Raw genomic sequence first — 26757 nt, 5'->3', positions numbered from 1 at the left:
GTCCATCGCCAGCAGGCTGGCTCCTACAGTTTCAGCGTGGGCACGGTCCCCTGTGGGAGCTGGCTTGCCTGCGATGGGCGTTAACGATAACGCGGGTTAACTGGATGAACACGGCGCTCTGGAGTCCATCGCCAGCAAGCTGGCTCCTACAGGTGTTGCCTTATCGGTGTTTCCCGGGATTGCGTGAAGAGCCCTTTTTATTGAGTGGTGACAAACCCTTCAGTCATGTTTTTCATTGGCCTGAACAACATCGGCCAACGTGGCGAAACACTGTTCGATCGAGCGCCGCTGGCTCTCGGCATACAACGCCAATTCATCGATCGTCGAGCGCCCCAAGGCCTTTTCGAACGCCTGCTGATTGGAGTGCACGCCGTACCGGGTTTGCGCCGCGTCCCCCAGGTTCGACTGAAAAATCCCCGCCGCGCTGACCGGCAGGAAGTCTTCGTACACCAGCGGTTCAACCCGCAGGTAACCGCTGCCGAGCAGGTCGTCCAGTGCGACGTTTTTCAGGTCGCCCGCCGCCAGGCCTTTTTCCGTCACGAAGTAGCGGAAGTAAGCCAGCTCCTGTTGGCGCATGCCTTCCCAGGTGTCAGGGAACTCGCTGAAATGCTGCGCCATCAGGGCGTTATAGCGCGCGGCGTTGGCTTCGTTGGGGAAGTCCTTGAGTTCGTCCCGCGCGGCGTTGAGCAAACGGTCGTACAGTGCGCGGCCTTTTGGCGTGAGGGCGGCACCGCGCTGTTCTATCTCGCCGAAGCGGGCACTGTGGCTGCCGCGAGCTTCGTTCTGATCGGTGAAGGCAATCGGCTCGTCGAGGGCCTTGAAACTGGTCTGGCGCAGCAGGATCGGGCACTGGCGGCGGGGCGGACCTTCGATCACCGCTTTGGGGGTGATGCCGTGGGCGGGCATTTGCGCCTGGACGATGTCGATGTCCAGGGTCCGTGGAGTCAGGTGGTTGATGTGCGGGCCCTTGAACGCCACCACGTCGGCGATCAGCCGATGCTGGGCGCTGAGCTTCTGATACTGCTCGGCGGTGACGGTGGCGCTGTGGTGCCAGCGAAAGGTTTCCAGGGCCTGTTCGACGAATTCCAGGGCTTGCGGGTCGGTCAGGCCACCCTCGGACTCGGCATGCTCGATGAGCGTGAGGGCTTTGGCGGTGAAGATCGAGCGCCGGTCGAGCATCGACTGGGCGAACGCTCGCAGCTCCAGGTCTTCGATCAACTCCAGGCGCAACAGCGAGGTGAACACCCGGAACGGACTGACCTGCAACGACGCTTCATGCACTGCGCGAAACGCCGTGGAATGTACCGGCACGCCGGCCGGTGTCAGGTCGTAGTAACCCACCGGTTGCATCCCCATCACCGCGAACAGGCGGGCCAGGGTCGCCAGTTCATCGGCCGTACCGACGCGGATCGCCCCATGGCGCTCCAGGTCCAGGCGCTCGATTTCGCCGGTGCTGGTGAGCTGTCGGAGGATCTGCGGATCGCTTTGCAGCACGTGACGGTTGGTCTGCTCCACCAGTCCCATCAACGCGCCATACAACGGCACTTCCTCGCGGTACATGTCGGACATCGCTTTGGAAAAGCGTTGGCGGATCAGGTCAGGGCTGACGAAGCTCGGGTGGTTCATGAACAGGATTCCTGGCGCGGTGACGTAAAGGATGGGCAAAAGATCGCAGCCTTCAGCGACGCCGACAAACGAAGTTTCTGACGAACTTCATTCTGCAAACGACTGCAAAGGACTGCAAACCTAGTGCAGCCGTTGATCCTGTGGACTCTCCGAACGCAGTGATGCCAAAAACTCCCGATACAGCCGCGCCGAACCGGAGGGCGCTTCCACCATGGGCATGTGCCCGATGGCGTCCCAGATATACACGCGCAGGTCGGCGATGCCTTTGCTCCAGACCGCCACGCTGCTGACGTCGATCAGCCGGTCCTTGCGCCCCCACAGCAACAGCGACGGGACGCTGATGTCGGGCAGGAGGGGTTCCATCGGCGGGCTGGCACGGAAGTCGCGGAAGATTTCCTCCAGCTCCTCGCGGGACTGTTCATAGCGCTGGGCCACGGCATCGAGCACCAGTTTCGGCACCCAGGGCGGGGATGCCATGGTCATGGCGTAGAAACGCTGGAATTCTTCCCGCGAATGAATCAGGAACGGGTTGTGGCCCTTGGCCAAATGCCGCTCCAGGTCACTGGGCTCGGGCGAGGTGACCCCCGCCGGGTCGATCAGGGCCAGGGACACAATGCGCTCCGGGTAATTGGCCGCGAGCCACGCCGCCATATAGCCACCCATGGAGTTGCCGATGACATGGACTTTCTCGACGCCGCATACGTCCAGCAGCTGGATCATGCGCTTGGCCTGCAACGGTATGTCGTAGCCGCCGCCCGCCTTGAAGCCGGTTTCGCCATGGCCGGCGATGTCCGGGATGATCACCCGGTGGCTGCCGACAAAGTGCCGGGCGAAACGCAACCAGAGGTTCTTGTCGGCGCTGAAGCCATGGAGCATCAGCACGCTGCTGGTGGCCTCGTACGGCCCGCCTTGCCAGGTAGAGACGGTCATCTCGGGGATGGGCACGACGATCTTGTGCAGCCGGTACAGCTTGGCCTCGGCCGCCATGCTCAGGTCATAGAGCCAGTAGCCGATGGCCGGGTAGGTCAGCCAGCTCCAGGCGACGAACACTGCGAGAACCACGAACAACAAAAGCATCACGCGTCTCCCTTCTATCTGCTCAGGACAAAATGTGATCGGCGGGTTTCAGCGCTCGGGTCAAGCGATGAAAGCTGAAACTGAACCCCGGAAACATCGCAATCACATGACCGCTCTTGCTTTGATACCAACTGTGGCAACCACCGGACTTCCACACGGTGCGTTCCATTTCCCGGTGGATCATTTCAGTGTAGGTACGTTCTGCCTCATGGCGAACTTCGATGCTGCGTAAACCTTGAGCCTTCAACGTGCGAATGCAGTCGAGGATGTAGTTCATCTGCGATTCGATGATGAACAGCGCCGAGGTGTGGCCGATCCCGGTGTTCGGCCCGGTGACGATAAACAGGTTGGGAAAGTCGGGCAGGGCGGTGCCGAGGTAGGCCCGAGGGTATTGCGCCCAGACCTCCTTGAGACGGGTGCCGTTTTTTCCCGTGACCGGGTAGGAAATCACCCCGTCGGTGGCGTCGTAGCCGGTGGACCAGACGATCAGGTCCACGTCGATGTGCTGGCCGTCCAGGGTAACGATGCCGGTTTCGTCGATGGCGGCGATGCCTTGCTCGCGGCTGTGCAGCGTCACGTTGCGCCGCGCCAGTGCCGGGTACAGCGTGCTGGACAGGATCACCCGTTTGCAGCCGATGGTGTAGTCCGGCGTCAGTTGACGCCGCAGTTCGGCGTCCGGCACCTGGCGTTTGAGAAAACGCAGGGCCTGGCGCTGGACCAAGTGTATCGCCGGCTTCGAATACTTGAAGGCAATCACCCGGGTTTCGAACTGCCAGTAGATCCCCCAGCGCAGCAGTTTGTAGGCCGGCTTGAGTCCCAGCAGCCAGCGCTGGAAACGGCCAAAGCTGCGGTCGGCCCGGGGCAATACCCAGTGGGGCGTGCGCTGGAACACATGCAAGTGCCCCACATCCGGGGCGATGGCCGGTATCACCTGGGCCGCACTGGCGCCGCTGCCGACGATGGCCACGCGTTTGTCCCGATAGTCGTAGCCGTGATCCCAGTTGTTGGTGTGAAACGTTTTACCTTGAAAACGCTCCTGTCCCTCGAAGTGCGGCACCACCGGTTGGCTCAGCGGCCCGGTCGCGTTGATCAGGAACTGCGCGCAATACGTGCCCTTGCCGGCGGTGTAGACAGTCCAGCGCTTGCTGGTGTCGTCCCATTCGATGCGCTCGACGTTCGCGTCCAGTTCCACCTTGTCGCGCAGGCCGAAGTGTTCCACTACATGGCGGGTGTAGCGATGCAGCTCGGCCTGTCCGGCGAACATCTGCGTCCAGCGATAGGGTGCGAAAGACAATGAATACAGCGGCGAAGGTACGTCGACGGCCGCGCCGGGGTAGGTGTTCTGGCACCAGGTGCCGCCGAAGAAATCCCGCCGCTCCAGCAGGCGAAAATCGTCGATGCCGGCCTTGAGCAAATTGATTGCGGCACATTGGCCGCCAAACCCGCTGCCGATGATCAATACTTGAAAGGTCTGCATGGGCCTCCTCTTATGGTCATTGATCAACCCCTTCTTTCATGTATAGCCGTTTCCGGGGTGAGGCTTTTGCTTTTATGCGAGGGTGATGCCGCGATATTCAGCCCGCCAGCCGGTGATGGCTATTTAATCTCGCCCTGATAGACTCCAGCGCACAGGCACAGGCTGTTATCGCATTCCGTCGAGTGGCACAGAGGCCTTATGGAAAAAGCGGGAGGAAAGGCGTTCTCATTGGCCAGGAGGCTCTATACATCGCGAATCCTGGGGGTGGCCCTGGGATTGGTGTGCGTGAGCGCGGCGATGTATCCACTCGATCCGGCGCCCTGGGTCTGGGGTTTCATGTGGTTCAATGGCCTGGTCTGGCCGCATGTGGCTTATCAATGGGCGCGCCGGGCCAGAAAGCCTTATCACGCCGAACACCGCAATCTGCTGATCGATGCCTTTCTCGGCGGCTTCTGGATTGCCGCGATGCATTTCAATCCATTGCCCAGCGCGACCACCATTTCCATGATGGCCATGAACAACGTGGCCATCGGCGGCATGCGCTTCCTGCTGGCCGGGACGGCCGCGCAAGTGCTGGGTATCGGCGTCGGTTTGCAGATTTTCGCCCCGGCGTTCATTCCGGCGACCAGCCCGCTGCAGCTCTATGCCTGTTTGCCCTTGCTGTGCCTGTACCCGTTGGCGCTGGGCTGGATCTGCTTTCGCCAGGCCCATACCCTCGGCCGCCAGAAGCGTGAACTGCTGGCACTGAGCCGCACCGACAGTCTGACGGGCCTGTTCAACCATGGCGCCTGGAAGGACCAGCTGGAAGTCGAGTTCCAGCGCTGCAAACGCCAGCAAAAGGGCGGGGCGATTGCCCTGATCGACATCGATCATTTCAAGGCCATCAACGACACCTACGGCCATGTTGCCGGTGATATCGTCCTGCGTCAGTTGAGCAAAATGCTCAAGCAGAACCTGCGAGCGACCGATGTGGCCGGGCGCTACGGCGGTGACGAGTTCTGCGTGATCCTTCCGGACCTGCCCCTGAACCGCGCCGCGGTGCTCATGGATGCCCTGCGTGATCGCTTCGCCACCCTGGGCTACGAGCAGAGTCCGGCGCTGAAAGTCAGCCTGAGCATTGGCCTGGCGTCATTCGACCCGGCGCACACCGATGCGACGCTTTGGCTCAACGACGCCGATCATGCGCTGTACGAAGCCAAGACCACCGGGCGTAACCGCGTGATCTGTTGCGGCAATGGCAAACCCCATCGCGAACTGCTCGACTCGGCGTGACCTGTGGGAGCGGGCTTGCTCGCGAAGGCGGAGTGTCAGGCGGCAGGGATGTTGGCTGTGATGGCCTCTTCGCGAGCAAGCCCGCTCCCACAGTGGGTCTGTGGCGAGTCCAACATTGGTGTGCACCTGCGAACCAGGCGATCCGACGATGGCGGCGAGTCGGGTTAAACCGTCATTCCTTCACGCTCATGAACTCTTCCGCGTAGCGGATGTATTCCTCAGGTTGCGTGTAGGTGTGAGTCAGCTCGGTCGCGCTCAGGTCCGACGTCTGGGTGAGGATCTGGCGTTGCTCGCGCAGGCTGTCGTAGGTCGCCTTGATCGCGGCGAAGTAGGCGCCATGGCCGTCGATGGTCACGCGCACACCCAGTTCGGCCAGGCGCTTGTCGTCACGCAGCAGCGGGTTGCCGTAGGTCACCAGCATCAGCGGCACGCTCAGGTGCTCGGCGATCTGCTCCAGATGGTCGAAGTCCTTGACGCCCACCATGCAGATCCCGTCGGCCCCGGCTTGCTGGTATTGCCGGGTGCGGCTGATGATTTCCTGCACCGGCAGAATCCCGGCGTGGGTGCGGGCGATGATCGCCATTTCCTTATCGCAGCGGGCTTCCAGTGCCGCGCGGATCTTGCCGACGCCTTCGGCGACCGTGATCAGGTCGGTGGATTTGCGGCCGAACTGCGCGGGCAGCAAGGTGTCTTCGATGGTCAGCGCAGCGACGCCGGCGCGTTCGAGCTCGACGATGGTGCGCATGACGTTGAGCGCGTTGCCGTAGCCGTGGTCGGCATCGGCAATCACCGGCAACTGGGCAACGCGGCCGATGCGGGTGGCCTGTTCAGCGAACTCGCTGAGAGTGATCAGGGCAAAGTCGGGGGCGCCCAGCACCTGCAGCGAAGCGACCGAGCCACCCAGGATCCCGACTTCGAAGCCCAGGTCGGCGGCGATGCGCGCCGACATCGGGTCGAACACCGAGGCCGTGTGGTAGCAGGTGTTGGAAGCGAACAGTTGGCGAAAGTTACGGCGCAAATCTTGATGGGAAAGCCTGGACATATGAGTTCCACCAATGGAATGGAAGGGCTTGAGCAAAAGTGTCAACGCCGAAGAAATAAAAGGCTATCACGCGCGCAGGGGGAGAATGATGACGAATTTGCTGGGTAAGCCGGATTGACGCCTGAGGCAGCAAGCTGATAGGTCACGCCGCTGCGGCCTGGTGCTGCTGGTTGAGCAGCAGCACGGCGCGTACCGAGTCGCCGGGCTGCAGTTGCAAGCGCTTGGCGGTCAGGCGATCGACCACCAGGCTGTTGCCCGACAGTCGGGCCGGGACGCAGGTAATGCGGCAGTTTTCCAGGCGTCGATTGTGAATGAGCCAGAGCGGATCGTTGGCGTCCGGCGAGCCGATGGCCAGTTGCAGCGGTCGGCTGTCGCACACGGTGCGGATACCGGAAACCGGGGCCTCGATGACCGGTCCGCCGTCGAAGATATCGATATGGCCGTTGTGGGCAAAACCTTCGGCGCTGAGGATTTTCAGGGCCGGCTCGGTGTTCGGGTGGGGCTTACCGATCACCGCCTGGGCCTGTTCGGTGAGCAGGCAGGTGTACAGCGGCTGGCGTGGCATGAGTTCGGCGATGAACGATTTGTTGCCCAGCCCGGACAAGTGATCGGCATGGCTGAAATCCATCTTGAAAAAATGCCGGCCAAGGCTGTCCCAGAATGGTGAGCCGCCTCGTTCGTCGGTACTGCCGCGTAATTCGGCGATCAGCCGGTTGCCGAACAGCTGCGTAAATTCGGCCACGAACAACAAACGCCCGAGCGAAAGCAAACGGCCGTTGCTTCCCCGGCGCTGGTCGGGGCGCAGGTACAACGAGCAGACTTCCGATTGCCCGGTCAATTCGTTGCTCAGGAACAGGGTCGGGATCTGGCGCTGGATACCCAGGTCCGCGCAAGCACTGACCGTCAGCCCGACCCGGTAGTTGTACCAGGGCTCGCGCAGACCGATTCCACCCGTCAGGGCGCTGACACCCACCACTTGCTGCTCGTCGTCCTCGAGCACGAACAGGTAATCGGCATCGGCCCGATCGACCTGCCCGGCGAAAGTGCGTTGGGCCCAGCGGATCCGGTAGGCCAGGCGTTCTTCGTCGGCCGGCAGGCTGGTGAGTCCGGGGCTGGCCTGACGCACCAGCGTGAACAAGGCGGGCAGGTCGGTGATCTGGACCGGACGGACAATCATGCGGCTGTTCCTTGTTCATGGGTGTTCGGGCGTTGGCGTTGACCCAGGCGGGCACTCACAGGGCGATCAGCCTGACCGGGCTGCCTTCGGTGACCTTCAGCGCCGTGCACATGGCCGCATCCAGCATGACAGGTTGCCCGGCGATGTAATCAAGATCGGCGACGATGGCCCGATAATCCGTCAGGGACTCGTTGCTCACCAGAAAGCTGCCCCGGGCATCGATCACCGGGCCAGGCTGCGTGAGGCCGCACTGGCTGTGGGCGATGGACCGAATGCCCGAGGTGCGCGCATAGAGCGTCGGGCCGCCATCGAACAGATCGATGTAGCTGTTGGTTTCGAAGCCTTCACGCTCGAGGATATCGAAGGCTTCCTGGCCATCGGGGTGGATGCTGCCGATGCAGTCCTGTGCCGCTTTCGGCAGCATGGGCACGTAAATCGGATACTGCGGCATCAGTTCGGCAAGAAAGGTGCGGCTCTGCAGGCCGCAAAGCCGTTCGGCCTCGACGTAGGGCAGGTCGAAGAAATGCTTGCCCACGGCATCCCAGAATGGCGAGTGTCCTTCATCACTGCTGTAGCCGACGATTTCGGTGATCACCGTTGTGGAAAAACGCCGGGGGTGGGCAGCGATGAACAACAGGCGCGCCCGCGACAGCAGTTCGGAATGGGCGGTGCGTACCCGCGCGGCATCGATATGGAAGCCGCGCAGCAACGTGTGGCCACTTAGGTCGTGACACAACGACAAGGCCGGTACACCGTGCTCGATGTTCAGTTCCCGCGAGGCACTGGTGAAGTGCCGGTTGCGCAGGCTGTAGAACGGCTCGCCGTACCCCGCCGTGGCGAGAATTTCCGAACAGCCGACCAGGTGCTGCGTCGCCGGGTCTTCGAGGACAAAGAAATAGTTTTCCGGGCCATGACCCTCGACGTCTTTCTCGAACGAGGCACAGGAATCGAGAATTTTTTCGCGCAACCGTTCGCTATCGTCGGGCAGGGATGTGACGCCCACCAGGCTTTCACGAGCCAGCTTCTGCAACCTTGGCAGGTCAGCCAACTCGACTGGACGCAAGACCAGCATGGAGACACTCCTGTATCAAACGATCCGGCGGTTTGAGCCGAACCTGACTATCACTGTCGGTTTTTCCATACATTTATTCGGTGGACATCTGATCGTTGTCAGGCGCCACTCTTTTTCTTGTCAGATGCTTGCTGGGATTGCCTGCATTAAACGAGGGACGGACGGCTCGGCCGCAGGCGTTGCCGGGCCTGGCACATTGATCGGGTATTGGAGAAAGGGCATCCGGGCTCCTGCTGGATGAGCGTGGCACATGTTTTAACAGTCCGTTGAAAAGAGTATTTAATTATCGCGTACTGCCTGTCTAGTTAATTTTCGCGTGGTCCGGTCGTGCCCGAAAAAGGGGCGAAGTGCCTGCAGCAAAGGGCTACGCCGATGTCGCAAAGTCTTGTAGGCCATTGCCTGAGTTGCAGTCAGCGATAACAGAAAATCTGCCAGGAAATGCCTGAAGGAGTCCGCTTCAAACAGAAAAATTAAACGCCCCCAAGGCCTAATGCCAGTCAGTTAAGCGTTTGATCACCGCAAACCTTGTGGGAGCGAGCTTGCTCGCGATGACGGCTGGACAGTCAAACAAGGGGTGCCTGACCGTCTGCCATCGCGAGCAAGCTCGCTCCCACAATGTCCGGGGCTTAACTGATCGGCATTACCCCCAAGGCCTGCTTTCTTGCGGCACAATTGCGCGATGGCAGTCCCCTGACGCCGTTGTTCCTTTCCATCCCTGGAGTGATTGCCGGTGCAGGCGACCCGTTTAACCCTGATTTGTCACGCTAGAACCGTCGCACAGAAACTGGCGCGTTTTCCATTGGACGAACCACTGGAGATGGATTGGCAAGCGCTCAGGCTTTCCCGTTGCAATCAGTTCAAGGGCGTTCCACGCCTTGTCTGCGGTCCGGAACTGCGCACCCGGCAAACTGCTGAGCTTTTCAGCAGTGCTCCGGAAATTGTCGATGCGTTGAAGGACTGCGACTTCGGGCGTTGGGGCGGTGAGCGCATCGGCGACCTGCAAAAAAACGATCCCGGGGCCCTCGAGCATTGGCTGGGGGATCCGGCTTCGGCTCCCCACGGTGGCGAGTCGCTGGTGCAACTGGGCGAGCGGGTGGGGGCGTGGTTGACCGCGTTGCAATCGACACCCGGACACATCGTTGCCATTACCCATCCCTTTGTCATCCGCGCCGCGCTGACGCAGGTGTTGCAGGGTGCGGCATCCGACATGATCGACGTCGAACCCCTGTCGGCGGTCGAGTTGAGGTTCCATGGCCGCTGGCGGTTGCGCTTGCCGGGTACCGACCCCGAGGACCTGCTGTGATGAAAAAACTCCTGGTCATCGGCATCGGCGCCGGCAATCCCGACTACATCACGATGCAAGCGGTGAAGGCGCTGAATCAGGTTGACGTTTTTTTCCTCATGGACAAGGGCGAGAGCAAAGACAAGCTCATCGACTTGCGGCGCGAAATCTGCGAACGCTACATCACCGACCTCGATTACCGTTTTGTCCAGGCCCACAGTCCTGAGCGCGAGCGCGGTGAGGTGGACTACAGGAGCAGTGTCGACGACTTGAACCTGGCCAAACAGCAGACCTTCGAACGGCTGATCAATGAAGAACTGTCCGACGACCAGTGTGGTGGTTTCCTGGTGTGGGGCGACCCCGCGCTGTACGACAGCACAATCCGTATCCTTCAGGCGATCCAGGCCTCGGGCGCCAGCGCGTTCGAGTTCGAGGTGATCCCCGGCATTACCAGCGTCCAGGCCCTGGCGGCACAGCACAAGGTGGCGCTCAACCAGATTGGCCGCTCCGTTGAAATCACCACGGGCCGGCGGTTGGCGGCAGGGCAGGTGAGCGATGCCGACAGCCTGGTGGTGATGCTCGATGCCCAGGATGCCTACCATCAGGTGGCGGACCGGGACACCGAAATTTACTGGGGGGCCTATCTGGGGACGCCGGATGAAATCCTGATCAGCGGCAAGCTCAAGGATGTGGCGGATGAAATCGAACGGGTGCGCAAGGCGGCGCGGCTGGCCAATGGCTGGATCATGGATACCTATCTGTTGCGCAAGCCTTGAGAGCTTGAGTTGACAGGGCTGACGCCTTCGCGAGCAGGCTCGCTCCCACAGTGGACTTTCAGTGTTCACACCATCCGTGTGGGAGCGAGCCTGCTCGCGAAGGCGTCTTAAAGGCCAACCGAAGGTAAAGCACTGCCCCCACGCCCAAACCGCTCCCGATACACCGAAGGCGGCACGCCAACCACGGTTCGAAAGGCCACCCGAAAACTTTCCACCGAGCGATAACCGCAACGTTCGGCAATCTGCTCGGTGTTCTGGTCGCTGCTTTCCAGCAGCTCGCGGGCGCGGCCCAGACGTTGCTGCTGCAACCAGGTTTTCGGTGACTGGCCGCTGGCTTCGGTGAAGCGACGCAGGAAGGTGCGTTCGCTCATGGCGGCTTCGCTGGCCAGGTCGCGCACTTCCAGCGGTTCGTGCAAGCGCTCACGTGCCCACTGCATGACGCGGGAAAGATCGCTACGTGGTGTGGGACTGACCGGCGTCGGAATGAATTGCGCCTGGCCGCCGCTGCGTTGCGGCGACATGACCAGGCGCCGCGCCACGGAATTGGCCACTTGCGTGCCGAAATCCCGGGCCACCAGATGCAGGCAGGCATCGATGCCGGCCGCGCTGCCGGCGGAGGTGATCAATTGGCCCGAATCGACATACAGCACGTCCGGGTCCACCAGGATGCCGGGAAACCGCTCGGCCAGTTCCGAGGTGTAGCGCCAGTGCGTGGTCGCACCGTGCCCGTCGAGCAACCCGGTGGCGGCGAGGACGAACACCCCGGAGCAGATCGACAGTAACCGTGCGCCCCGGGCATGGGACTGGCGCAGGGCGTCGATGAGCTCTGCGGGGACCGTGGCGCTGCGGTCGCGCCAGCCGGGAATGATGATGGTGCGGGCGTCGGCGAGCAATTCCAGGCCGCCGTCGGCCAGAACCTGGATGCCGCCCATGGCACGCATCGGGCCTTGATCGACGGCGACGATACGATGTTCGTACCACGGGAAATCAAACTCAGGGCGTGGCAGGCCGAAGATCTCCACGGCAATGCCGAACTCGAATGTGCAGAGGCCGTCGTAGACCAGAATCGCGACCTTGGCTGGGTTGGGATGCATTTGGCGGAAAATTCCCGATCGGTGTCTTGTGCGCCACTGTAGCCGCAAGTGCCTGGCGGATAAAGTCTCCCCACACCCATCGCCTCTTTGGAGTACAGCCCATGACCAGTCTGGTTCGCGAAATTCCCGCCGCCCCATCGGCCATCGCCCTGATGCATTTCAGCAACCGTCTGACGTTCGAGACCGATTGTTCCGACGTCTACGGCAGCCAGCAGGCTGGCGAAGTCGATTTCATTCTGGTGGATGTGCGTGGCCCGCTGGCGTTCGAGCGCGGGCATGTACCGGGAGCGATCAACATTCCCGGGCGCTTGCTGACCGCCGAAGGTTTGGCCGGTTATCCGAAACACAGTTTGTTCGTGGTCTACTGCGCCGGGCCTCACTGCAACGGCGCCAACAAGGCGGCGGTGAAGCTGGCGGCCCTGGGTTATCCGGTCAAGGAGATGATCGGCGGCGTGACCGGGTGGCTGGATGAAGGGTTTGAGTTGAGTGTCACTGAGCAGCGGCCGGCCCGTGAAGTGATCGGTTGCGAATGCTGACCTTCAAACACTGTTGATCTTTGTGGCGAGGGGGCTTGCCTGTGGCGAGGGGGCTTGCCCCCGTTGGAGTGCGAAGCGCTCCCAAAACTCTCGACTATTAGTTAGATTCTGGGGTTGCTGCGCAACCCAACGGGGGCAAGCCCCCTCGCCACAGGAATGTGCTTTGATCTACATCACCGACAGGCAGTGGCCGCCCACCACTCATCGAGTGTCGCCTCCAGCCACACGGCCACCGTTGCGTAATCCGCACCGTCCTGCGGCCCCCGCGGCAACGGCGACTCCTCGCCAAAATGCGCATTGAGCATAACCACCGACTCGGCGTTCCACTCCGGATGAAACTGCAACCCCAGCCGCGCCGGCCCGGCGCGGTACATCTGCTGCACACAGTGCTCGCTGCTGGCCAACAACTGCGCGCCGGGCGGCAGGTCGATGGCGTCTTCGTGCCACTCGAGCACCTTCAGCGCTTGCCCATTCATAAAGCTCACCATGGTCCATCCGGTTTCGCTCCGGTCCATGCGCCGTACATGGCCGCCCAGACTCAACGCCAACAACTGAGCCCCCAGGCAGATGGCGAACACGGCCCCGCCCAGATCCAGACTGCCTTTGAGCCATTGCCGTTCGGCCGCAAGCCAGGCCGGGCCGGCATTGGATTCATAAGGCCCGCCCAACAGGATCACCGGATCGGCGCTGACGGGCGGCAACTGCCCCAGGTCGGCGCGAAACACCTTCAGCGTCAGCCCTCTGGACTCGGCCCAAACGGCTATGGCACCCGGGCCTTCGGCGGGGTGATGCTGGATCAGGTTCAACGTGGGCATCGGGCTACTCTCGATGGGACGCAAGGGTGCCCAATGTGCCGTAAAACACTCGGTATCGCCAGTCGGCCCGGTACGTCGGTTGGCGCCGAAAGAGCTGTAGTCCTGGTCTGAAAACGCGATCTGTCCGAAAGACGTTGCGCCGTCATGGCGAATGCACCGCAATGACTCGATCCTGGTGCCACTTTTTTATAAATATTTGTCGCCTTGGCGTAATTTACCCGCCTGTAGCCGCTCTAGACTGCCGGCCACTTCGGTTCCCGCTCACAAAGCGAAGACCGAACGCTGCCAATCGAAGCTGCCAATAAAAGCCTCCGCACACAGGAGTTATAAATGAAGAAGCTAGTGATGTTCGGTGCCCTGGCACTGTCGATGTTGTCCCTGACCGCCGTGGCTGACGACGCCAAGCCGATCCGCATCGGCATCGAAGCCGGCTACCCGCCATTTTCGATGAAAACCCCTGACGGCAAACTCACCGGTTTCGACGTGGACATCGGCGATGCCCTGTGCGAGCAGATGAAGGTCAAGTGCACCTGGGTCGAACAAGAGTTCGACGGCCTGATCCCTGCGCTGAAGGTCAAGAAAATCGACGCCATCCTGTCTTCCATGACCATCACGGACGACCGCAAGAAGAACGTCGATTTCACCATCAAGTACTACCACACCCCGGCGCGCTTCGTGATGAAGGAAGGCACCGACGTCAAGGACCCGCTGACTGAACTCAAGGGCAAGAAAGTCGGTGTACTGCGCGCCAGTACCCACGACCGCTTCGCCACTGAAGTGCTGCAACCGGCAGGGATTGTCCTGGTGCGCTACGGCTCCCAGCAGGAAGCCAACCTGGACATGGTCTCCGGCCGCATCGACGCACTGCTGGCCGACTCGGTCAACCTGGACGACGGTTTCCTGAAAACCGACGCCGGTAAAGGTTTTGCCTTCGTCGGCCCTGAGTACAACGATCCGAAGTACTTCGGTGGCGGCGCCGGCATTGCCGTGCGCAAGGGCGATACCGCCCTGGCCGAGCAGTTCAACAAAGCCATCACCGAAATCCGCGCCAACGGCAAGTACAAGCAAGTGCAGGACAAGTACTTCAAGTTTGACGTTTACGGCGAGTAATCCAGCCGTTTGGAAAAGTGGCAACCGTCAGACGCGGTTGCCATTTTTTTTGTGCAATCATTTTCAGCACAAAGATTCCTGTGGGAGCGAGCCTGCTCGCGAAGGCGCCGGTACATTCAACATCCATGTTGTCTGGCTTGACGCTTTCGCGAGCAGGCTCGCTCCCACAGGTGATTTCACCGTGCAGACATCAGGAGTCCGTCCATGCAACGCATCGATCACAAACTGCCCTGGAGCCACCTGGGCACTGAGCGCACCCTCAGCGTGTTTCGTTATGGCGCGGGCCCGCGCAAGGTGTACATCCAGGCCAGCCTGCACGCCGACGAATTGCCGGGCATGCGCACGGCCTGGGAGTTGAAGAAGCGCCTGATCGAACTTGAACAGCAGGGACAGTTGAACGGCGTGATCGAACTGGTGCCGGTGGCCAATCCCATTGGCCTCGACCAGCACCTGCAAGGCAGCCACATGGGGCGTTTCGAGCTGGGTAGCGGCAAGAACTTCAACCGCTCGTTCGTCGAACTCAGTGCGCCGGTGGCCGAGCGGGTCGGTGATCGCCTCGGCAGCGACGCCCAGGCCAACATCGCGCTGATTCGCCAGACCATGGGCCAGGTGCTCGACGACTTGCCCGCGCCGGCATCGCAGCTGGAAGCCATGCATCGCCTGTTGCTGCGCCATGCCTGCGACGCCGACATCACCCTCGACCTGCATTGCGATTTCGACGCTGCGATCCACATTTATGCGTTGCCGCAGCACTGGCCACAATGGCGATCCCTGGCGGCGCGCTTGCAGGCTGGCGTGGCGCTGTTGTGTGAAGACTCCGGCGGCAGCTCGTTCGACGAATCCTGTTCTTCGCCCTGGTTGCGCCTGGCCCGGGCGTTCCCGGCGGCGGCGATTCCCCCGGCCAACCTGGCGACCACGCTGGAGCTGGGCAGCATGGGGGACACCCGGGTCGACCAGGCCCAGGCCAATTGCGAGGCCATTCTCGGCTTCCTCGCCGAGCAGGGTTTCATCTCCGGCACCTGGCCGGCGGCACCGGCCGACTGCTGTGAAGGCATGCCGTTCGAAGGCACCCAATACCTGTTCGCACCGCATCACGGTGTGGTCAGTTTCCTGCGTGAGGCCGGGGAATGGGTAGAGAAGGGCGATGCGCTGTTCGAGGTGGTCGACCCGTTGAGCGACAAGGTCACCACCGTGCAGGCCGGCACCAGTGGCGTGCTGTTCGCCATCGACCGTGGGCGCTACACCCAGCCAGGCACCTGGCAGGCGAAAGTCGCCGGGCGTGAACCGATTCGGGTGGGGAAGCTGATCAACGACTGACTTCGGAATTTTCAGTGCCCGTCCGGGCCTCTTCGCGAGCAGGCTCGCTCCCACATTTGAAATGCGGTCCTTGTGGGAGCGAGCCTGCTCGCGAAGACGGCATTCGCCACACCCGAGATGTTCCTGCCAACCGACCAGTGTTAGGCTCTTGCGCGAATCCTGCATTCCGTGAAGGAAGACCCATGTTGAAGATTCTCGCGTTGCTCACGCTGTTGGCATCCACTGCCGTCCACGCCCAGACCCCGCTGCAAACCGACCTGCCACTCAAGTACCTGGCGCAGGCCACCACCGATTCGAACCCTCAACCCCTGGTGATTTTCCTTCACGGTTACGGCAGTAACGAGCAGGACCTGTTCGGCATCAAGGATGACTTGCCCGCGTCCTACACCTACCTGTCGGTGCAGGCGCCGTTGGTGATGGAGGCGGGCAGCTATCAGTGGTTCCGCAAGAAGGGCGAAGGGGCCTACAACGGTGAGACCGATGATTTGAAGTCCAGCGGCCAGGTGTTGCTGGACTTCGTCGCACAGGCCGCGAAGAAATATCACACCGAACCGGAGAAGGTGTTCCTGGTGGGGTTCAGCCAGGGTGCGATCATGTCTTACGAAGTGGGCTTGCGGCACCCCGAAGCGCTCGGCGGGATCGCGGCGTTGAGCGGGCGGATTCTGCCGGTGCTCAAGTCCGAGCTAAAACCGGATGAAAAGCGCCAGTCGCTGGCGATTTTCATTGGTCATGGCGAACAGGACAAACGCCTTCCCTACAGCGACGGTACCGAGGCCAACAGCCTGTTGCAGAGCGTGTCACTCGACCCCGAGTTTCACGGCTACCGCGGTGTCGGCCACAACATCAGCGCCGAAGAGATCCAGGACTTGAGCGCCTGGTTGCAGCGCCTTAACCCCTGAGCCTTATTTTCCGCTGACGATCTGTTTGATCAGGGTTTCATGGGCCGCCATGTCGCCAGGGCGGGAAATCACCTGGATCACCGCCATGCGGGTGCCGGAGGCGGCCATCAGTGTGGTGGTGAGGGTCATGCCACCGCCTTGCGTGGCAGTGCCGTCGATCTGGCGCAGGCCCAGCCCGGATTTCTGGGTGAGGGTTTTCTCGCTGAGCTTGTTGTAGTCGGGCAGGGACTTGTGTTGCGCCGCATCGAAGTCGGCCACGGTGCCGTCGAGAAACCCGCCATCGTTGTCCTTGACGCTGATGCCGTTGGGCAGGGTGTTTTCAGCGGCGATCACCACGGTCTTGGTGGTTTCATTGCTGTACAGGGTGCCGCTGGCACCGTCCGGGCTGGCCGGCAGCGGGTTGGCGATGAAACCCTTGGGCAGGTTGAAGGTGAATTTGCTGCCGAGCATCGAAACTTTCCGGGCTGGCGCATCGCTGGAAGTGGCCTTGGCGGCCTGCGCATTCAAAGCCCCCAGGCCGGTAGCGGCTGCCAACAGCAGGACAAGGGCTTTTTTACTCAACAAAGACATCGGAATCTCCAGGGATGGGCGCGCGGTGGGGCGCGATCATCCCACGGAGGTTGTGCTGCATTCCAGCCTGCCGTAACGAGCGGTCACTTGCGGTGAGGTCGCTTTCCTGTGGTGAGGGAGTCTTGCTCCCGCTGGGCCGCGAAGCGGCCCCCTGCATTCTTTCCGACGTACCTCATCGAACGTGTTTCGGTGCTTTGACGGTTCCTCCAGCGCCCGTCGTCGGGCCAACCGGCCGCGCCAGCAGACGCTTTGTCACACCCAGCATGGCCACCGACACCGCGATGCCCAGCACAAAAGCGTTCATTCCCATCGTCGGCAGGGTCAGCGCCAACACCAGGCAGAAGGCGGCGAACGAGTACATGCCGGTGGCGGTGGCGCGCAGCAACGCGGCGGTAAAGGCCGGGCCACGGGTTTGCTGGGAGAACACCGCCATCACGCTGCCCAACACCGGGAACACCGCCAACAGGCCACTCCAGCGGTCGCCAACGGTGCTGGCCAGCAGCGTCACGACCAGGGTGAGCAATGCACCGGCCACCATGCGCAGCACAAGCTTGTCGGATTTCGGCCCCGGGCCACTGAGCACCGGTTGCACGGGGGGGAAAAGATAAGGCGCGGCGAGCAGCGCGGTCGCAGCGGCGCACAGCGAAAACACCAGGGATCCCGGAATCAGCGACAGGACAACCGCCACCAGCGCCCAGACCGACAGCGAGGTCATCAACGCCAGTGGCCATCCGGTCCGTTGTGCGACCTGGGCGTAGGTCACGCAAAACGCAATCATCGCGAACATGGCCGACAGTGCTGCAGTGGCCGATTGCGCAGCGAACGCCTGGCCTTGCTCAAGAGCAAGGAACAACAGGATCGGCCCGACCACCACCGGCAACCCCGACAACCAGCCGGCCACGCTCGGTCCCCAGCGTTTGCCAGCCAGGGAAATCAGCAGCAGGAAGCCTGGGATTACCAGCAGTTTGAGGATCAACACGCGCATGTCTCCGACCTGTGTGAGGTGGCAACGGTAACATTGCATCGGCCAGATTGCTTTATCTGTATGCGGATTTTGTATACATGAAGCCTTCGGAATTTGTACGAAAGGATCTTTTTCGCCTACGTTTCCTGGGCATCTGCGAGGAGGCCAACCTGCCATGAACCACCGCTGCGCCATGGTCTGTGGCTGCTTGTAATGTTGAGCTGCCAGGCTTTCAGGGCAGCAGAAGCTGGGCATGGCTGCGTAGACTTTGCTTTGTGGTGATCAGTGGGGGCGGACAGTGGGTTGATTCTGCAGTTTTTGGGGTGACTCGTCGGGCCCCTTCGCGAGCAAGCCCGCTCCCACATTTGACCGAGTTGTCCAGACGAGCGCGGTCCACTGTGGGAGCGGGCTTGCTCGCGAAGAACGATGACGCGGTCCACCTGAAAAAACGGGGATAAAAAAACCAGGATGTGGCGAGGGGGCTTGCCCCCGTTGGAGTGCGAAGCACTCCCAAAGTACTCGACTATTGCCGAGATTCTGGGGCTGCTGCGCAACCCAACGGGGGCAAGCCCCCTCGCCACAGTTGTCCAGACAGCGACGGATCTTCGTGGGTCCCCGCGCCGTCTGTTGAACGCTTTAAGCCCGTTCGAGCGCCAGTGCCACGCCCTGACCGCCACCGATGCACAGGGTGGCGAGGCCTTTTTTGGCATCACGCTTGAGCATTTCATGCAGCAGGGTCACCAGCACGCGGCAACCCGAAGCACCGATCGGGTGGCCCAGGGCGATGGCGCCGCCGTTGACGTTGACCTTGTTCAAGTCCCATTCCAGGTCCTTGGCCACCGCCAAAGATTGCGCGGCGAAGGCTTCGTTGGCTTCAACCAGGTCAAGCTGGTCGACGTTCCAGCCGGCCTTGTCCAGGCAACGACGGGTGGCCGACACCGGGCCGATGCCCATGATCGCCGGGTCAACGCCTGCGTTGGCGTAGGCCGCGATTTTCGCCAGTACCGGCAGGCCCAGGGCCTTGGCCTTGTCGGCGCTCATCAGGATCACGGCGGCGGCACCGTCGTTCAGCGACGAAGCGTTGCCGGCGGTCACCGAACCGTCCTTCTTGAAGGCCGGCTTGAGTTTGCCCAGGGATTCGGCGGTGGTGCCGGCCCGTGGCTGCTCGTCGGTGGCGAAGGACAGCGGATCGCCCTTGCGCTGCGGGATCAGGATCGGGGTGATTTCATCGACGAAGCGCCCGGCTTCGATGGCGGCTACGGCTTTCTGTTGCGAGGCGGCAGCGAACGCGTCCTGCTGCTCGCGAGTCAGGCTGTACTTCTCGGCCAGGTTCTCGGCGGTGATACCCATGTGGTAGTCGTTGAACGCGTCCCACAGGCCATCGCTGATCATGGTGTCGACGATCTGCGCGTGGCCCATGCGCAGGCCGGTGCGCGCGCCGGGCATGACGTAGTTGGCCAGGCTCATGTTTTCCTGGCCGCCGGCGATGATCACCTCGGCATCGCCGCAGCGAATTGCCTGGGCGCCCAGGTGCAGGGCCTTGAGGCCCGAACCGCAGACCTTATTCAGGGTCATGGCCGGTACGGCGAAGGGCAGGCCGGCCTTGATCGCGGCCTGGCGCGCAGGGTTCTGCCCGGCGCCGGCGGTCAGCACCTGGCCCATGATCACTTCATCGACTTGCGCAGGGTCCAGGCCGGTTTGCGCCATCAACTGGCGGATCACCGCAGCGCCCAGGTCAACGGCAGAAACATTGGCCAGGGAACCCTGGAAACTGCCGATCGCGGTGCGCGTGGCGGCAACAATGACGACTTCTTGCATGGAATGATTCCTCACTGGGCAGCGAACTGCATTTCCGGAACGTGGTCCGGGACGATCAGTTTACCAGCGGTCTTGGCGACGATTTCCTCGACACTGACGCCAGGTGCGCGTTCCTTGAGGACAAATGCGCCATTTTCGATTTCCAGGTAGGCGAGGTCGGTCAGCACGCGCTTGATGCAACCGGCGCCGGTCAGCGGCAGGCTGCATTGCGACAGGAGCTTGGACTCACCGTCCTTGGACGCGTGGGTCATGATGACGATGATGTTGTCTGCGCCGGCCACCAGGTCCATCGCGCCGCCCATGCCCTTGACCAGCTTGCCGGGGATCATCCACGAGGCGATGTTGCCTTGCACGTCCACTTCGAAGGCGCCCAGTACGGTCAGGTCGACATGACCACCGCGGATCATCGCGAAGGACTCGGCCGAGGAAAAGATCGAAGCGCCGATGCGCGCGGTCACCGTTTGTTTGCCGGCGTTGATCATGTCGGCATCGATGGTTTCTTCAGTCGGGAACGGACCCATGCCCAGCAGGCCGTTTTCCGACTGCAGCATGACCTCCATGCCTTCAGGGATGTAGTTGGCGACCAGGGTCGGAATGCCGATGCCCAGGTTCACGTAGAAGCCGTCCTGCATTTCGCGGGCGACGCGTTGAGCCATTTGTTCGCGGGAAAGTGCCATTATCGTTATTCCTTCATTCGGTCCGGGGGCAGGGGATCACTTACGCACGGTGCGCTGTTCGATGCGCTTCTCGAACGTGCCGCAGATGATCCGGTCGACGTAGATGCCAGGGGTGTGGATCTGCGCCGGGTCCAGCTCGCCGGGTTCGACGATTTCCTCGACTTCGACCACGGTGATCTTGCCGGCAGTGGCGGCCAGCGGGTTGAAGTTCTGGGCGGTGTGGCGATAGATCACGTTACCGAAATGGTCGGCTTTCCAGCCTTTGACGATGGCGAAGTCGCCGGTGATGGACTCTTCCATCAGGTACTTGCGGCCATGGAATTCACGCACTTCCTTGCCTTCGGCAACCGGAGTGCCCACGCCGGTGGCGGTGAAGAAGGCCGGAATGCCAGCGCCGCCCGCGCGCATTTTCTCAGCGAGGGTGCCTTGCGGGGTCAGGATGACTTCGATTTCGCCCTTGAGCAGCTGCTCTTCGAACAGCTTGTTTTCGCCGACGTAGGACGCCACCACTTTGCTGATCTGGCGGTCGGTCAGCAGTACGCCGAGGCCGAAACCGTCGACGCCGCAGTTGTTGGAGACGACGGTGAGGTCGCGAGTGCCCTTGCGCTTGATCTCGGCGATCAGGTTTTCCGGGATGCCACACAGGCCGAAGCCGCCAGCGATCACGGTCATGCCGTCTTCAAGACCTGCCAGAGCTTCCTCGTAGGAACTCACGCGCTTGTCGAAACCTGCCATATGCACCTCTTTTATTCTTTGTGGGCGGCTGGCTAGCCGAATGGGAAAGAGTGTCTCGCCGAAGTATTCATTTGTTAAGTTGATTTTTACGGTTGATTAATAGATAAAACTCAACAAACCGCTGCTTTCTTGCAGCTCCAGGCTTGTAGCTTACAACTGGAAGCGAAGCGAACATGACCATTAAGCAGATCCGCGCCTTTCTCGCCGTGGCCCAGAGCCTTAGCTTTGCCGTGGCCTGTGAACGCCTGCACCTGTCGCAATCGGCCCTGAGCCTGACCATCAAGGCGCTGGAAGAGGGCCTTGGCGGACGCCTGTTCACCCGCAACACGCGCAACGTGGCGCTCACCGCCGAAGGCGAATCCCTGGTGCCGCTGGCGCGCCGGTTGATCGCCGACTGGGACAATGTCGAGGACGAGCTGCGTCAACGCTTCACCCTGCAGCGCGGTCGCGTGACCCTGGCGGCGATGCCGTCGTTCGCCGGCAACCTGCTGCCGCCGATCCTCAAGACCTTCCGCGCCCGTTACCCGAACGTCAACGTGACGGTCAATGACGTGATCAACGAGCAGGTGCTGGAAATGGTCCGTGACCGCCAGGTTGAACTGGGGGTGGCGTTCGAGCCGACCCAGAGTTCGCCGCTGCAATTCACGCCGTTGTACATCGATCGATTCGTGGCGGTGGTGCCCCTGGATTCGGCGCTGGCCGGACTTGATGACATCGATTGGCAGACTCTGCTCAAGGAGCCGTTCATTACCTTGCAGCGACCTTCCACCGTGCGGGTCATGCTTGAAGAGCACCTGCAGGCCCGCGGCATGAAGCTGTCCGTGGAGTTTGAAAGCCATCAACTGGCGACGGTCGGACGCATGGTCGCCAGCGGCCTGGGCGTGAGCGCAGTGCCGGCCTTGTGTGCCGGGCAGATGCGTGAGCTGGGCGCGCGCTGCATTACCTTGCGCGATCCGGTGGTGGAGCGGGCGCTTGGTGTGTTGACGTTGCCCGGGGGGGAGCTGTCGGCGGCGGCGCAGGCGTTGTTTGATGTGCTGAAGGAGGAAAAATTTGGGGAAAAGCTTCTCTGACATGAGCGCCGGCCCCTGTGGGAGCGAGCTTGCTCGCGATGAGGCCTGCACATTCAACATCTATGTTGACTGACTCGCCGCCATCGCGGGCAAGCCCGCTCCCACAGTTTTCTGGGTTGATCAGGAAGATAGGCGTTGGGCCAACAAGGGTAAGAGCTGCTCGCACGCCCCCTCGATCTTCATATCCAGAATGTCATCCGCCCGGGTCTTGCCCAGGTTGATCGCGATCAACGGCTTGCCCTGATCCACCACCGCCCGGCACAAGCGAAACGCCGAATAGGCCATCAACGAAGACCCGATCACCAACAACCCGGCAGCCTGTTCAACGGCCGCCATCGCCTTGGCCGCCGTGGCGTGCGCGACGTTTTCACCAAAAAACACCACATCCGGCTTCATCCGTTCCCCGGCGCAATGCGGGCAATGCGGGACCTGGAAACGGGCCTCGAAGGCCGCGTCGAGCAGGGTGTCGCCATCCGGCGCCTGTACCGCGTCGACGCCGGCCAGGTAGGGGTTGCGGGTTTCCATCAAGCGCTGGATCGAGTCGCGCTCGCAAAGCCTGCCGCAATCGAGGCACAACACCCGGTGCAAACTGCCGTGGAGTTCGATCACGTCATGGCTGCCGGCCTGGTCATGCAGGGTGTCGACGTTCTGGGTGATCAACCCGCTGATCTGTCGCGTACCCTGCAGCCGGGCCAGGGTGTCGTGGGCCACGTTCGGCTGCGCCAGGCGCACCCGTGGCCAGCCGAGCATCGCCCGCGCCCAATAGCGGCGCCGGGACTCCGGGGCGGAGAGAAACTCCTGGTACATCATCGGCTGCCGGCCCCGTCGCACGCCCTGATTGTCACGATAATCGGGGATGCCCGACGGTGTGCTGATGCCGGCCCCGGTCAGCACTGCAAACGGCGCGTCGGCCATGCGTTGATGGAGGCGCTCGAGTTGTTCGTGGATCAGGCTGTCGAGCATGCTGGAAAACCTGTAGGAGCGAGCTTGCTCGCGATGGTCGTCAACGATAACACTGTAAGCCTGACACCCCGCGGCGTGCTCGCGCTTTTCGCAAGCACGCTCGCTCCTGCAGAAGACGGGAGGCGGTGTTTACTTGCGTGCCTCCAGAATCAGGTTGAACGGCGTCTCTGTGGCCCGACGAAAACGGCTGAACCCGGCCTCGCTGAACACCTTGCGCAACCGCGCTTCACCGGCCTGGGCACCCAGCCCGAGGCCGACTTCCTGGGACAGCGAGTTCGGCGTGCAAATGAAGGTCGAGGCGGCGTAGAACAGGCGTCCGACCGGGTTGACGTTGTCGTCGAGCAAGTCATTGGCGTAGGGCTCGACCAGCAGCACCGTGCCGTCCTCCTTCAACGATTCATAGGCATGTCTGGCCGCGCCCACCGGATCGCCCATGTCGTGCAGGCAGTCGAAGTAGCAGACCAGGTCATAGTCGTTGCCGGGGTAGCTTTTTGCTGTGCCCTGGAAGAACTTGGCCCGGTCGGACACACCGCCTTCTTCGGCCCGTTGGGTGGCGACGGTAATGGAGGGCGCGTGGTAGTCGAAGCCGACGAAGCGCGAATCCGGAAATGCCTGGGCCATGATCACCGTCGAGGCGCCGTGACCGCAGCCGATGTCCGCCACTTTGGCCCCGGCTTCCAGTTTGGCCACCACACCGTCGAGGGCCGGCAACCATTCGGCGATCAAATGGGCTTTGTACCCAGGGCGGAAGAAACGCTCGGTACCGCTGAACATGCACGGGTGATGCTCGCCCCAGGGCAGGGCGCCGTTGCCGCGCATGGCGTTGACCAGCTTGTCCTTGTCGTGGAAAAACGACGCGACCACGCCTATGCCCCCGGCGATATAGACCGGAGAGTCTTCGATGGCCAGGGCCAGGGCTTGCTCTTCGGGCAGGCGGAACTGGCCGTCGCGGTGTTCCATGTAGCCGGAGGCGGCGTGGGCGCTGAGCCATTCGCGCAGCAGGCGGGTGTTGCAGCCGGTTTTCTCGGCAAGGGTTTCGGGGGTGATGGGCTGGCTGTCGGCCATCGCCCGGTACAGGCCGAGCTCTTCGCCGAGGATGACGTTGGCGAGCATCGCCGCGCCGCCCATGTCATTCACCAGTTTGCCCATGAAGTCGTTGAGTCTGGCCTCGTCCATCACGTGTGCTCCTTTGGCAGGATCACGGTCCAGAGGCATCGTTTGGCGAGGCATGCGCCGCTGGGCGGTGGTCGTGGGGATGTGCAGGGCACCAAGCGGGTCCTGCGTGCAGTAAGTTTAGTTCGGGCCTTGTACCGCGGGGTCTGGCGCGACGAAAGCAATATGTTCCTGACCGACACTGGACCCTGTGGGAGCGAGCCTGCTCGCGAACGCGGTGGCTCAGGCAAAGGCTTTTCGCCTGTAAAAACGCTTTCGCGAGCAGGCTCGCTCCCACAGTAGGGCGTGATGTATCTCACTGTATCCAACCTGCCTTTCGATACAGTCCCGAGCAACTTTAGGGGCTGGCCAAACACAGTCCCGATACACCCCTTCGATTAACTGTGCCTCATGGCGGGCACCGGCCCGCGCCCTTGGACACAGGCGAGATCGATACCATGCAGACATCCATTCCCCCCGTAGCCAAGGCCAGCGCCGGGCTTGGCCTGCGTCGCGGTTTACTCAAAGACCTGCAAGCGGCCCCTGTCGGCAGTTTCGACTTTCTGGAGGTCGCGCCAGAAAACTGGATCGGCATCGGTGGCGCCCATGGTGCGGCGCTACGGGCGCTGGCCGAGCGTTATCCGTTGTCCTGTCACGGGCTGTCCCTGTCCCTGGGCGGGCCGTCGCCGCTGGACGTCGGCTTTTTGCAGGAAGTCCGGGGTTTTCTCGATCACTACCACGTGCCGCTGTACAGCGAGCATTTGAGCTATTGCAGCGATGACGGTCACCTGTACGACCTGTTGCCGCTGCCGTTCACCGAAGAAGCGGTGCACCACGTCGCCGCGCGTATCTGCCAGGCCCAGGACATCCTCGGTCGGCGCCTGGCGGTGGAAAACGTTTCTTACTACGCCGCGCCCCAGCAGGACATGGACGAGGTGACGTTCACCAATGCGGTGCTGCGCGAGGCTGATTGCGACCTGTTGCTGGACGTCAACAACGTCTACGTCAACTCGATCAACCACAGTTTCGATCCCCAGGCGTTTCTCGCCGGTATCGATGCGGGACGGGTGGTGGCCATGCATATTGCCGGGCATTTCGATGAGTCCGACACCTTGAAAATCGATACCCATGGCGCTTCGGTGAAGCCGGCGGTGTGGTCGTTGCTGGCCCAGGCCTACGCCCGGTTCGGTGTTCAACCGACCTTGCTGGAGCGCGATTTCAATTTTCCGGCATTCGCCGAACTGGTGGCGGAATTGCAGACCATTCGCCGCTTGCAACAGGAGGGCGTGAACTGTGGATAAGTCGAGCCTTGTGCAGCAACAAACCACCATGGGCCTGTACCTGCGCGACCCTGAACACAACGCGCCACCCACCGAAATGGACCCTGCCCGGGCACAGGTTTACCGCGATCTGGTGTTCGCCAACCTGTCTTCATTGCTCAGCGGAACCTTTCCGGTCCTGGTGACGATTCTGGGCGATGAGGATTGGCGTTCGCTGGTGCGGATTTTTCTGCGGGACTACCGCGCCCGCACGCCGAAATTCGGTGAGATCGCCCAGGAGTTTGTCGAGTTTCTTGCCAGTGAACCTCAGGCGTTGGCCGATGGTTCGTGGCCACCGTTCATGGTGGAGCTGGCGCATTACGAGTGGGTGGAAATGGCGCTGCAACAGTCCGACGCCGAGCCTGTGGCTGCGGGTGACGCGGCGTTGTTGCTGGATCGGCCCTTGCAGGTGTCGCCGCTGGCCTGGCCGTTGGCGTATGCCTGGCCGGTGCAACGGGTGGGGCCGGATTATCAGCCGGACGTTTTGCCGGCTCAGCCGACGCTGTTGCTGGTGCGTCGGGCCGAAGACTGGAGTGTCAGGTTTTCCGAGTTGAGTCCGTTGGCGTGGCGGTTGTTGCTGCTTGTTGGCGAGCTTCCCGAGTTGACCGGGCGTGAGCTGTTGCAGGGGGTGGCGGTGGAGGCTGGGGCGGTGGGGTCTTTGGAGTTTCTGGAAGGTGGGGTGGGGTTGTTGCGGCAGATGCATGGGGAGGGGGTTTTGGGGGTTGTTGATTGAGTACATATCCGTTTCTTCGGTAACGGCGACTGGCGGTTTCGCCCTTACGGCGAGTCACTTTTAACAAGCGCCTTAAAAGTAACCAAAAGCGCTCGCCCCTTACGTACGGCCCCTCGCTGAGGCTCGGGGTTCCTTCGCTGCGGTATTCATCCGGGGGCATTGCCCTCCGGTCGGCTTCGCTTCG

Annotated in this window: 25 protein-coding genes; 10 read left to right on the top strand and 15 right to left on the bottom strand. The window is 61.9% G+C overall.

Going from position 1 to position 26757, the window contains the following annotated elements:
• Positions 1-219: 219 nt before the first annotated feature.
• From hglS to PMI26_RS11480, 3 genes are all read right to left on the bottom strand, one after another.
• A complete protein-coding gene (hglS, locus tag PMI26_RS11470; protein ID WP_007975770.1) occupies positions 220-1626 on the bottom strand; it encodes a 2-oxoadipate dioxygenase/decarboxylase HglS in 1407 nt (468 codons plus the stop codon).
• Between the two features lie 120 nt (positions 1627-1746).
• The gene (locus tag PMI26_RS11475; RefSeq protein ID WP_007975769.1) at positions 1747-2703 is read right to left on the bottom strand and encodes an alpha/beta fold hydrolase; all 957 of its coding nucleotides are present in this window, start codon (positions 2701-2703) and stop codon (positions 1747-1749) included.
• A 22-nt stretch (positions 2704-2725) separates the two neighbouring features.
• Positions 2726-4180: a flavin-containing monooxygenase gene (locus PMI26_RS11480; RefSeq protein WP_007975768.1), complete on the bottom strand. Its 1455-nt coding sequence runs from the start codon at positions 4178-4180 to the stop codon at positions 2726-2728.
• Positions 4181-4378: 198 nt separating this feature from the next.
• On the opposite strand from PMI26_RS11480, the gene PMI26_RS11485 reads away from it, so the two are divergent.
• Positions 4379-5452, top strand: coding sequence for a diguanylate cyclase (locus tag PMI26_RS11485; protein ID WP_007975766.1), 1074 nt, complete (start codon positions 4379-4381; stop codon positions 5450-5452).
• Positions 5453-5624: 172 nt separating this feature from the next.
• Here the strand turns inward: PMI26_RS11485 and PMI26_RS11490 are convergent, their stop codons facing one another.
• The 3 genes from PMI26_RS11490 to PMI26_RS11500 all read right to left on the bottom strand — a co-directional run bounded on the left by PMI26_RS11490 (position 5625) and on the right by PMI26_RS11500 (position 8743).
• A complete protein-coding gene (locus PMI26_RS11490) occupies positions 5625-6494 on the bottom strand; it encodes an isocitrate lyase/PEP mutase family protein (RefSeq protein ID WP_007975765.1) in 870 nt (289 codons plus the stop codon).
• Between the two features lie 142 nt (positions 6495-6636).
• On the bottom strand, positions 6637-7671 hold the full coding sequence (gene astA, locus PMI26_RS11495; RefSeq protein WP_007975763.1) for an arginine N-succinyltransferase: 1035 nt from the start codon (positions 7669-7671) through the stop codon (positions 6637-6639).
• 55 nt (positions 7672-7726) lie between these two features.
• Positions 7727-8743, bottom strand: a complete 1017-nt coding sequence (locus tag PMI26_RS11500; RefSeq protein ID WP_007975762.1) for an arginine N-succinyltransferase — start codon at positions 8741-8743, stop codon at positions 7727-7729.
• A gap of 730 nt (positions 8744-9473) precedes the next feature.
• Between PMI26_RS11500 and PMI26_RS11505 the strand changes: the two genes are divergently transcribed.
• On the top strand, positions 9474-10046 hold the full coding sequence (locus PMI26_RS11505; protein WP_007975761.1) for a histidine phosphatase family protein: 573 nt from the start codon (positions 9474-9476) through the stop codon (positions 10044-10046).
• Complete coding sequence (gene cobF, locus PMI26_RS11510; RefSeq protein WP_007975760.1) at positions 10046-10801, top strand: precorrin-6A synthase (deacetylating); 756 nt, start codon at positions 10046-10048, stop codon at positions 10799-10801. The genes PMI26_RS11505 and cobF overlap by 1 nt, the downstream gene beginning before the upstream one ends.
• Positions 10802-10908: 107 nt before the next feature.
• Here cobF and ftrA read toward each other — a convergent pair whose 3' ends face one another.
• Entirely contained in the window at positions 10909-11895 is a 987-nt protein-coding gene (gene ftrA / locus PMI26_RS11515) for a transcriptional regulator FtrA (RefSeq protein WP_007975759.1), read from the bottom strand.
• 101 nt (positions 11896-11996) lie between these two features.
• On the opposite strand from ftrA, the gene PMI26_RS11520 reads away from it, so the two are divergent.
• Entirely contained in the window at positions 11997-12431 is a 435-nt protein-coding gene (locus tag PMI26_RS11520; RefSeq protein ID WP_007975757.1) for a rhodanese-like domain-containing protein, read from the top strand.
• A 173-nt stretch (positions 12432-12604) separates the two neighbouring features.
• On the opposite strand, the gene PMI26_RS0129700 is transcribed toward PMI26_RS11520, so the two are convergent.
• Positions 12605-13246 carry a type 1 glutamine amidotransferase gene (locus tag PMI26_RS0129700; protein ID WP_033048000.1) on the bottom strand — a complete coding sequence of 214 codons (642 nt, stop codon included), beginning with the start codon at positions 13244-13246 and terminating at the stop codon, positions 12605-12607.
• Between the two features lie 330 nt (positions 13247-13576).
• On the opposite strand from PMI26_RS0129700, the gene PMI26_RS11525 reads away from it, so the two are divergent.
• The 3 genes from PMI26_RS11525 to PMI26_RS11535 all read left to right on the top strand — a co-directional run bounded on the left by PMI26_RS11525 (position 13577) and on the right by PMI26_RS11535 (position 16572).
• Complete coding sequence (locus PMI26_RS11525; RefSeq protein ID WP_007975754.1) at positions 13577-14356, top strand: ABC transporter substrate-binding protein; 780 nt, start codon at positions 13577-13579, stop codon at positions 14354-14356.
• A 204-nt stretch (positions 14357-14560) separates the two neighbouring features.
• Positions 14561-15673, top strand: coding sequence for a succinylglutamate desuccinylase/aspartoacylase family protein (locus PMI26_RS11530; RefSeq protein WP_007975753.1), 1113 nt, complete (start codon positions 14561-14563; stop codon positions 15671-15673).
• Positions 15674-15855: 182 nt separating this feature from the next.
• Positions 15856-16572: an alpha/beta hydrolase gene (locus PMI26_RS11535; protein WP_007975752.1), complete on the top strand. Its 717-nt coding sequence runs from the start codon at positions 15856-15858 to the stop codon at positions 16570-16572.
• A 3-nt stretch (positions 16573-16575) separates the two neighbouring features.
• Here PMI26_RS11535 and PMI26_RS11540 read toward each other — a convergent pair whose 3' ends face one another.
• From PMI26_RS11540 to PMI26_RS11560, 5 genes are all read right to left on the bottom strand, one after another.
• Entirely contained in the window at positions 16576-17142 is a 567-nt protein-coding gene (locus PMI26_RS11540; RefSeq protein WP_007975751.1) for a hypothetical protein, read from the bottom strand.
• Between the two features lie 172 nt (positions 17143-17314).
• The gene (locus PMI26_RS11545) at positions 17315-18121 is read right to left on the bottom strand and encodes a hypothetical protein (protein WP_033048002.1); all 807 of its coding nucleotides are present in this window, start codon (positions 18119-18121) and stop codon (positions 17315-17317) included.
• Between the two features lie 621 nt (positions 18122-18742).
• Positions 18743-19924: an acetyl-CoA C-acetyltransferase gene (locus tag PMI26_RS11550; RefSeq protein WP_007975749.1), complete on the bottom strand. Its 1182-nt coding sequence runs from the start codon at positions 19922-19924 to the stop codon at positions 18743-18745.
• Between the two features lie 11 nt (positions 19925-19935).
• Positions 19936-20601, bottom strand: coding sequence for a CoA transferase subunit B (locus PMI26_RS11555; protein ID WP_007975748.1), 666 nt, complete (start codon positions 20599-20601; stop codon positions 19936-19938).
• Between the two features lie 36 nt (positions 20602-20637).
• On the bottom strand, positions 20638-21336 hold the full coding sequence (locus PMI26_RS11560) for a CoA transferase subunit A (protein WP_007975747.1): 699 nt from the start codon (positions 21334-21336) through the stop codon (positions 20638-20640).
• 173 nt (positions 21337-21509) lie between these two features.
• Between PMI26_RS11560 and PMI26_RS11565 the strand changes: the two genes are divergently transcribed.
• Entirely contained in the window at positions 21510-22406 is an 897-nt protein-coding gene (locus PMI26_RS11565; RefSeq protein WP_007975746.1) for a LysR family transcriptional regulator, read from the top strand.
• 120 nt (positions 22407-22526) lie between these two features.
• On the opposite strand, the gene PMI26_RS11570 is transcribed toward PMI26_RS11565, so the two are convergent.
• Both PMI26_RS11570 and PMI26_RS11575 read right to left on the bottom strand, forming a co-directional pair.
• Positions 22527-23369 carry an NAD-dependent protein deacetylase gene (locus PMI26_RS11570; RefSeq protein WP_007975744.1) on the bottom strand — a complete coding sequence of 281 codons (843 nt, stop codon included), beginning with the start codon at positions 23367-23369 and terminating at the stop codon, positions 22527-22529.
• Positions 23370-23498: 129 nt separating this feature from the next.
• Positions 23499-24545, bottom strand: a complete 1047-nt coding sequence (locus PMI26_RS11575; RefSeq protein ID WP_007975742.1) for a class I SAM-dependent methyltransferase — start codon at positions 24543-24545, stop codon at positions 23499-23501.
• Between the two features lie 434 nt (positions 24546-24979).
• Here PMI26_RS11575 and PMI26_RS11580 point away from each other — a divergent pair, with 434 nt between their 5' ends.
• Positions 24980-25822, top strand: coding sequence for an HvfB family MNIO-type RiPP peptide maturase (locus tag PMI26_RS11580; RefSeq protein ID WP_007975741.1), 843 nt, complete (start codon positions 24980-24982; stop codon positions 25820-25822).
• Positions 25815-26573, top strand: a complete 759-nt coding sequence (locus PMI26_RS11585) for an HvfC family RiPP maturation protein (protein WP_007975740.1) — start codon at positions 25815-25817, stop codon at positions 26571-26573. The genes PMI26_RS11580 and PMI26_RS11585 overlap by 8 nt, the downstream gene beginning before the upstream one ends.
• The last annotated feature ends 184 nt before the right edge of the window (positions 26574-26757 follow it).

This window comes from Pseudomonas sp. GM33, from assembly GCF_000282295.1.
Lineage (GTDB): Bacteria > Pseudomonadota > Gammaproteobacteria > Pseudomonadales > Pseudomonadaceae > Aquipseudomonas > Aquipseudomonas laurylsulfatiphila.
The sequence above is the reverse complement of the archived record's forward strand: the minus strand, read 5'-3'. Positions and strand labels throughout refer to the sequence as shown.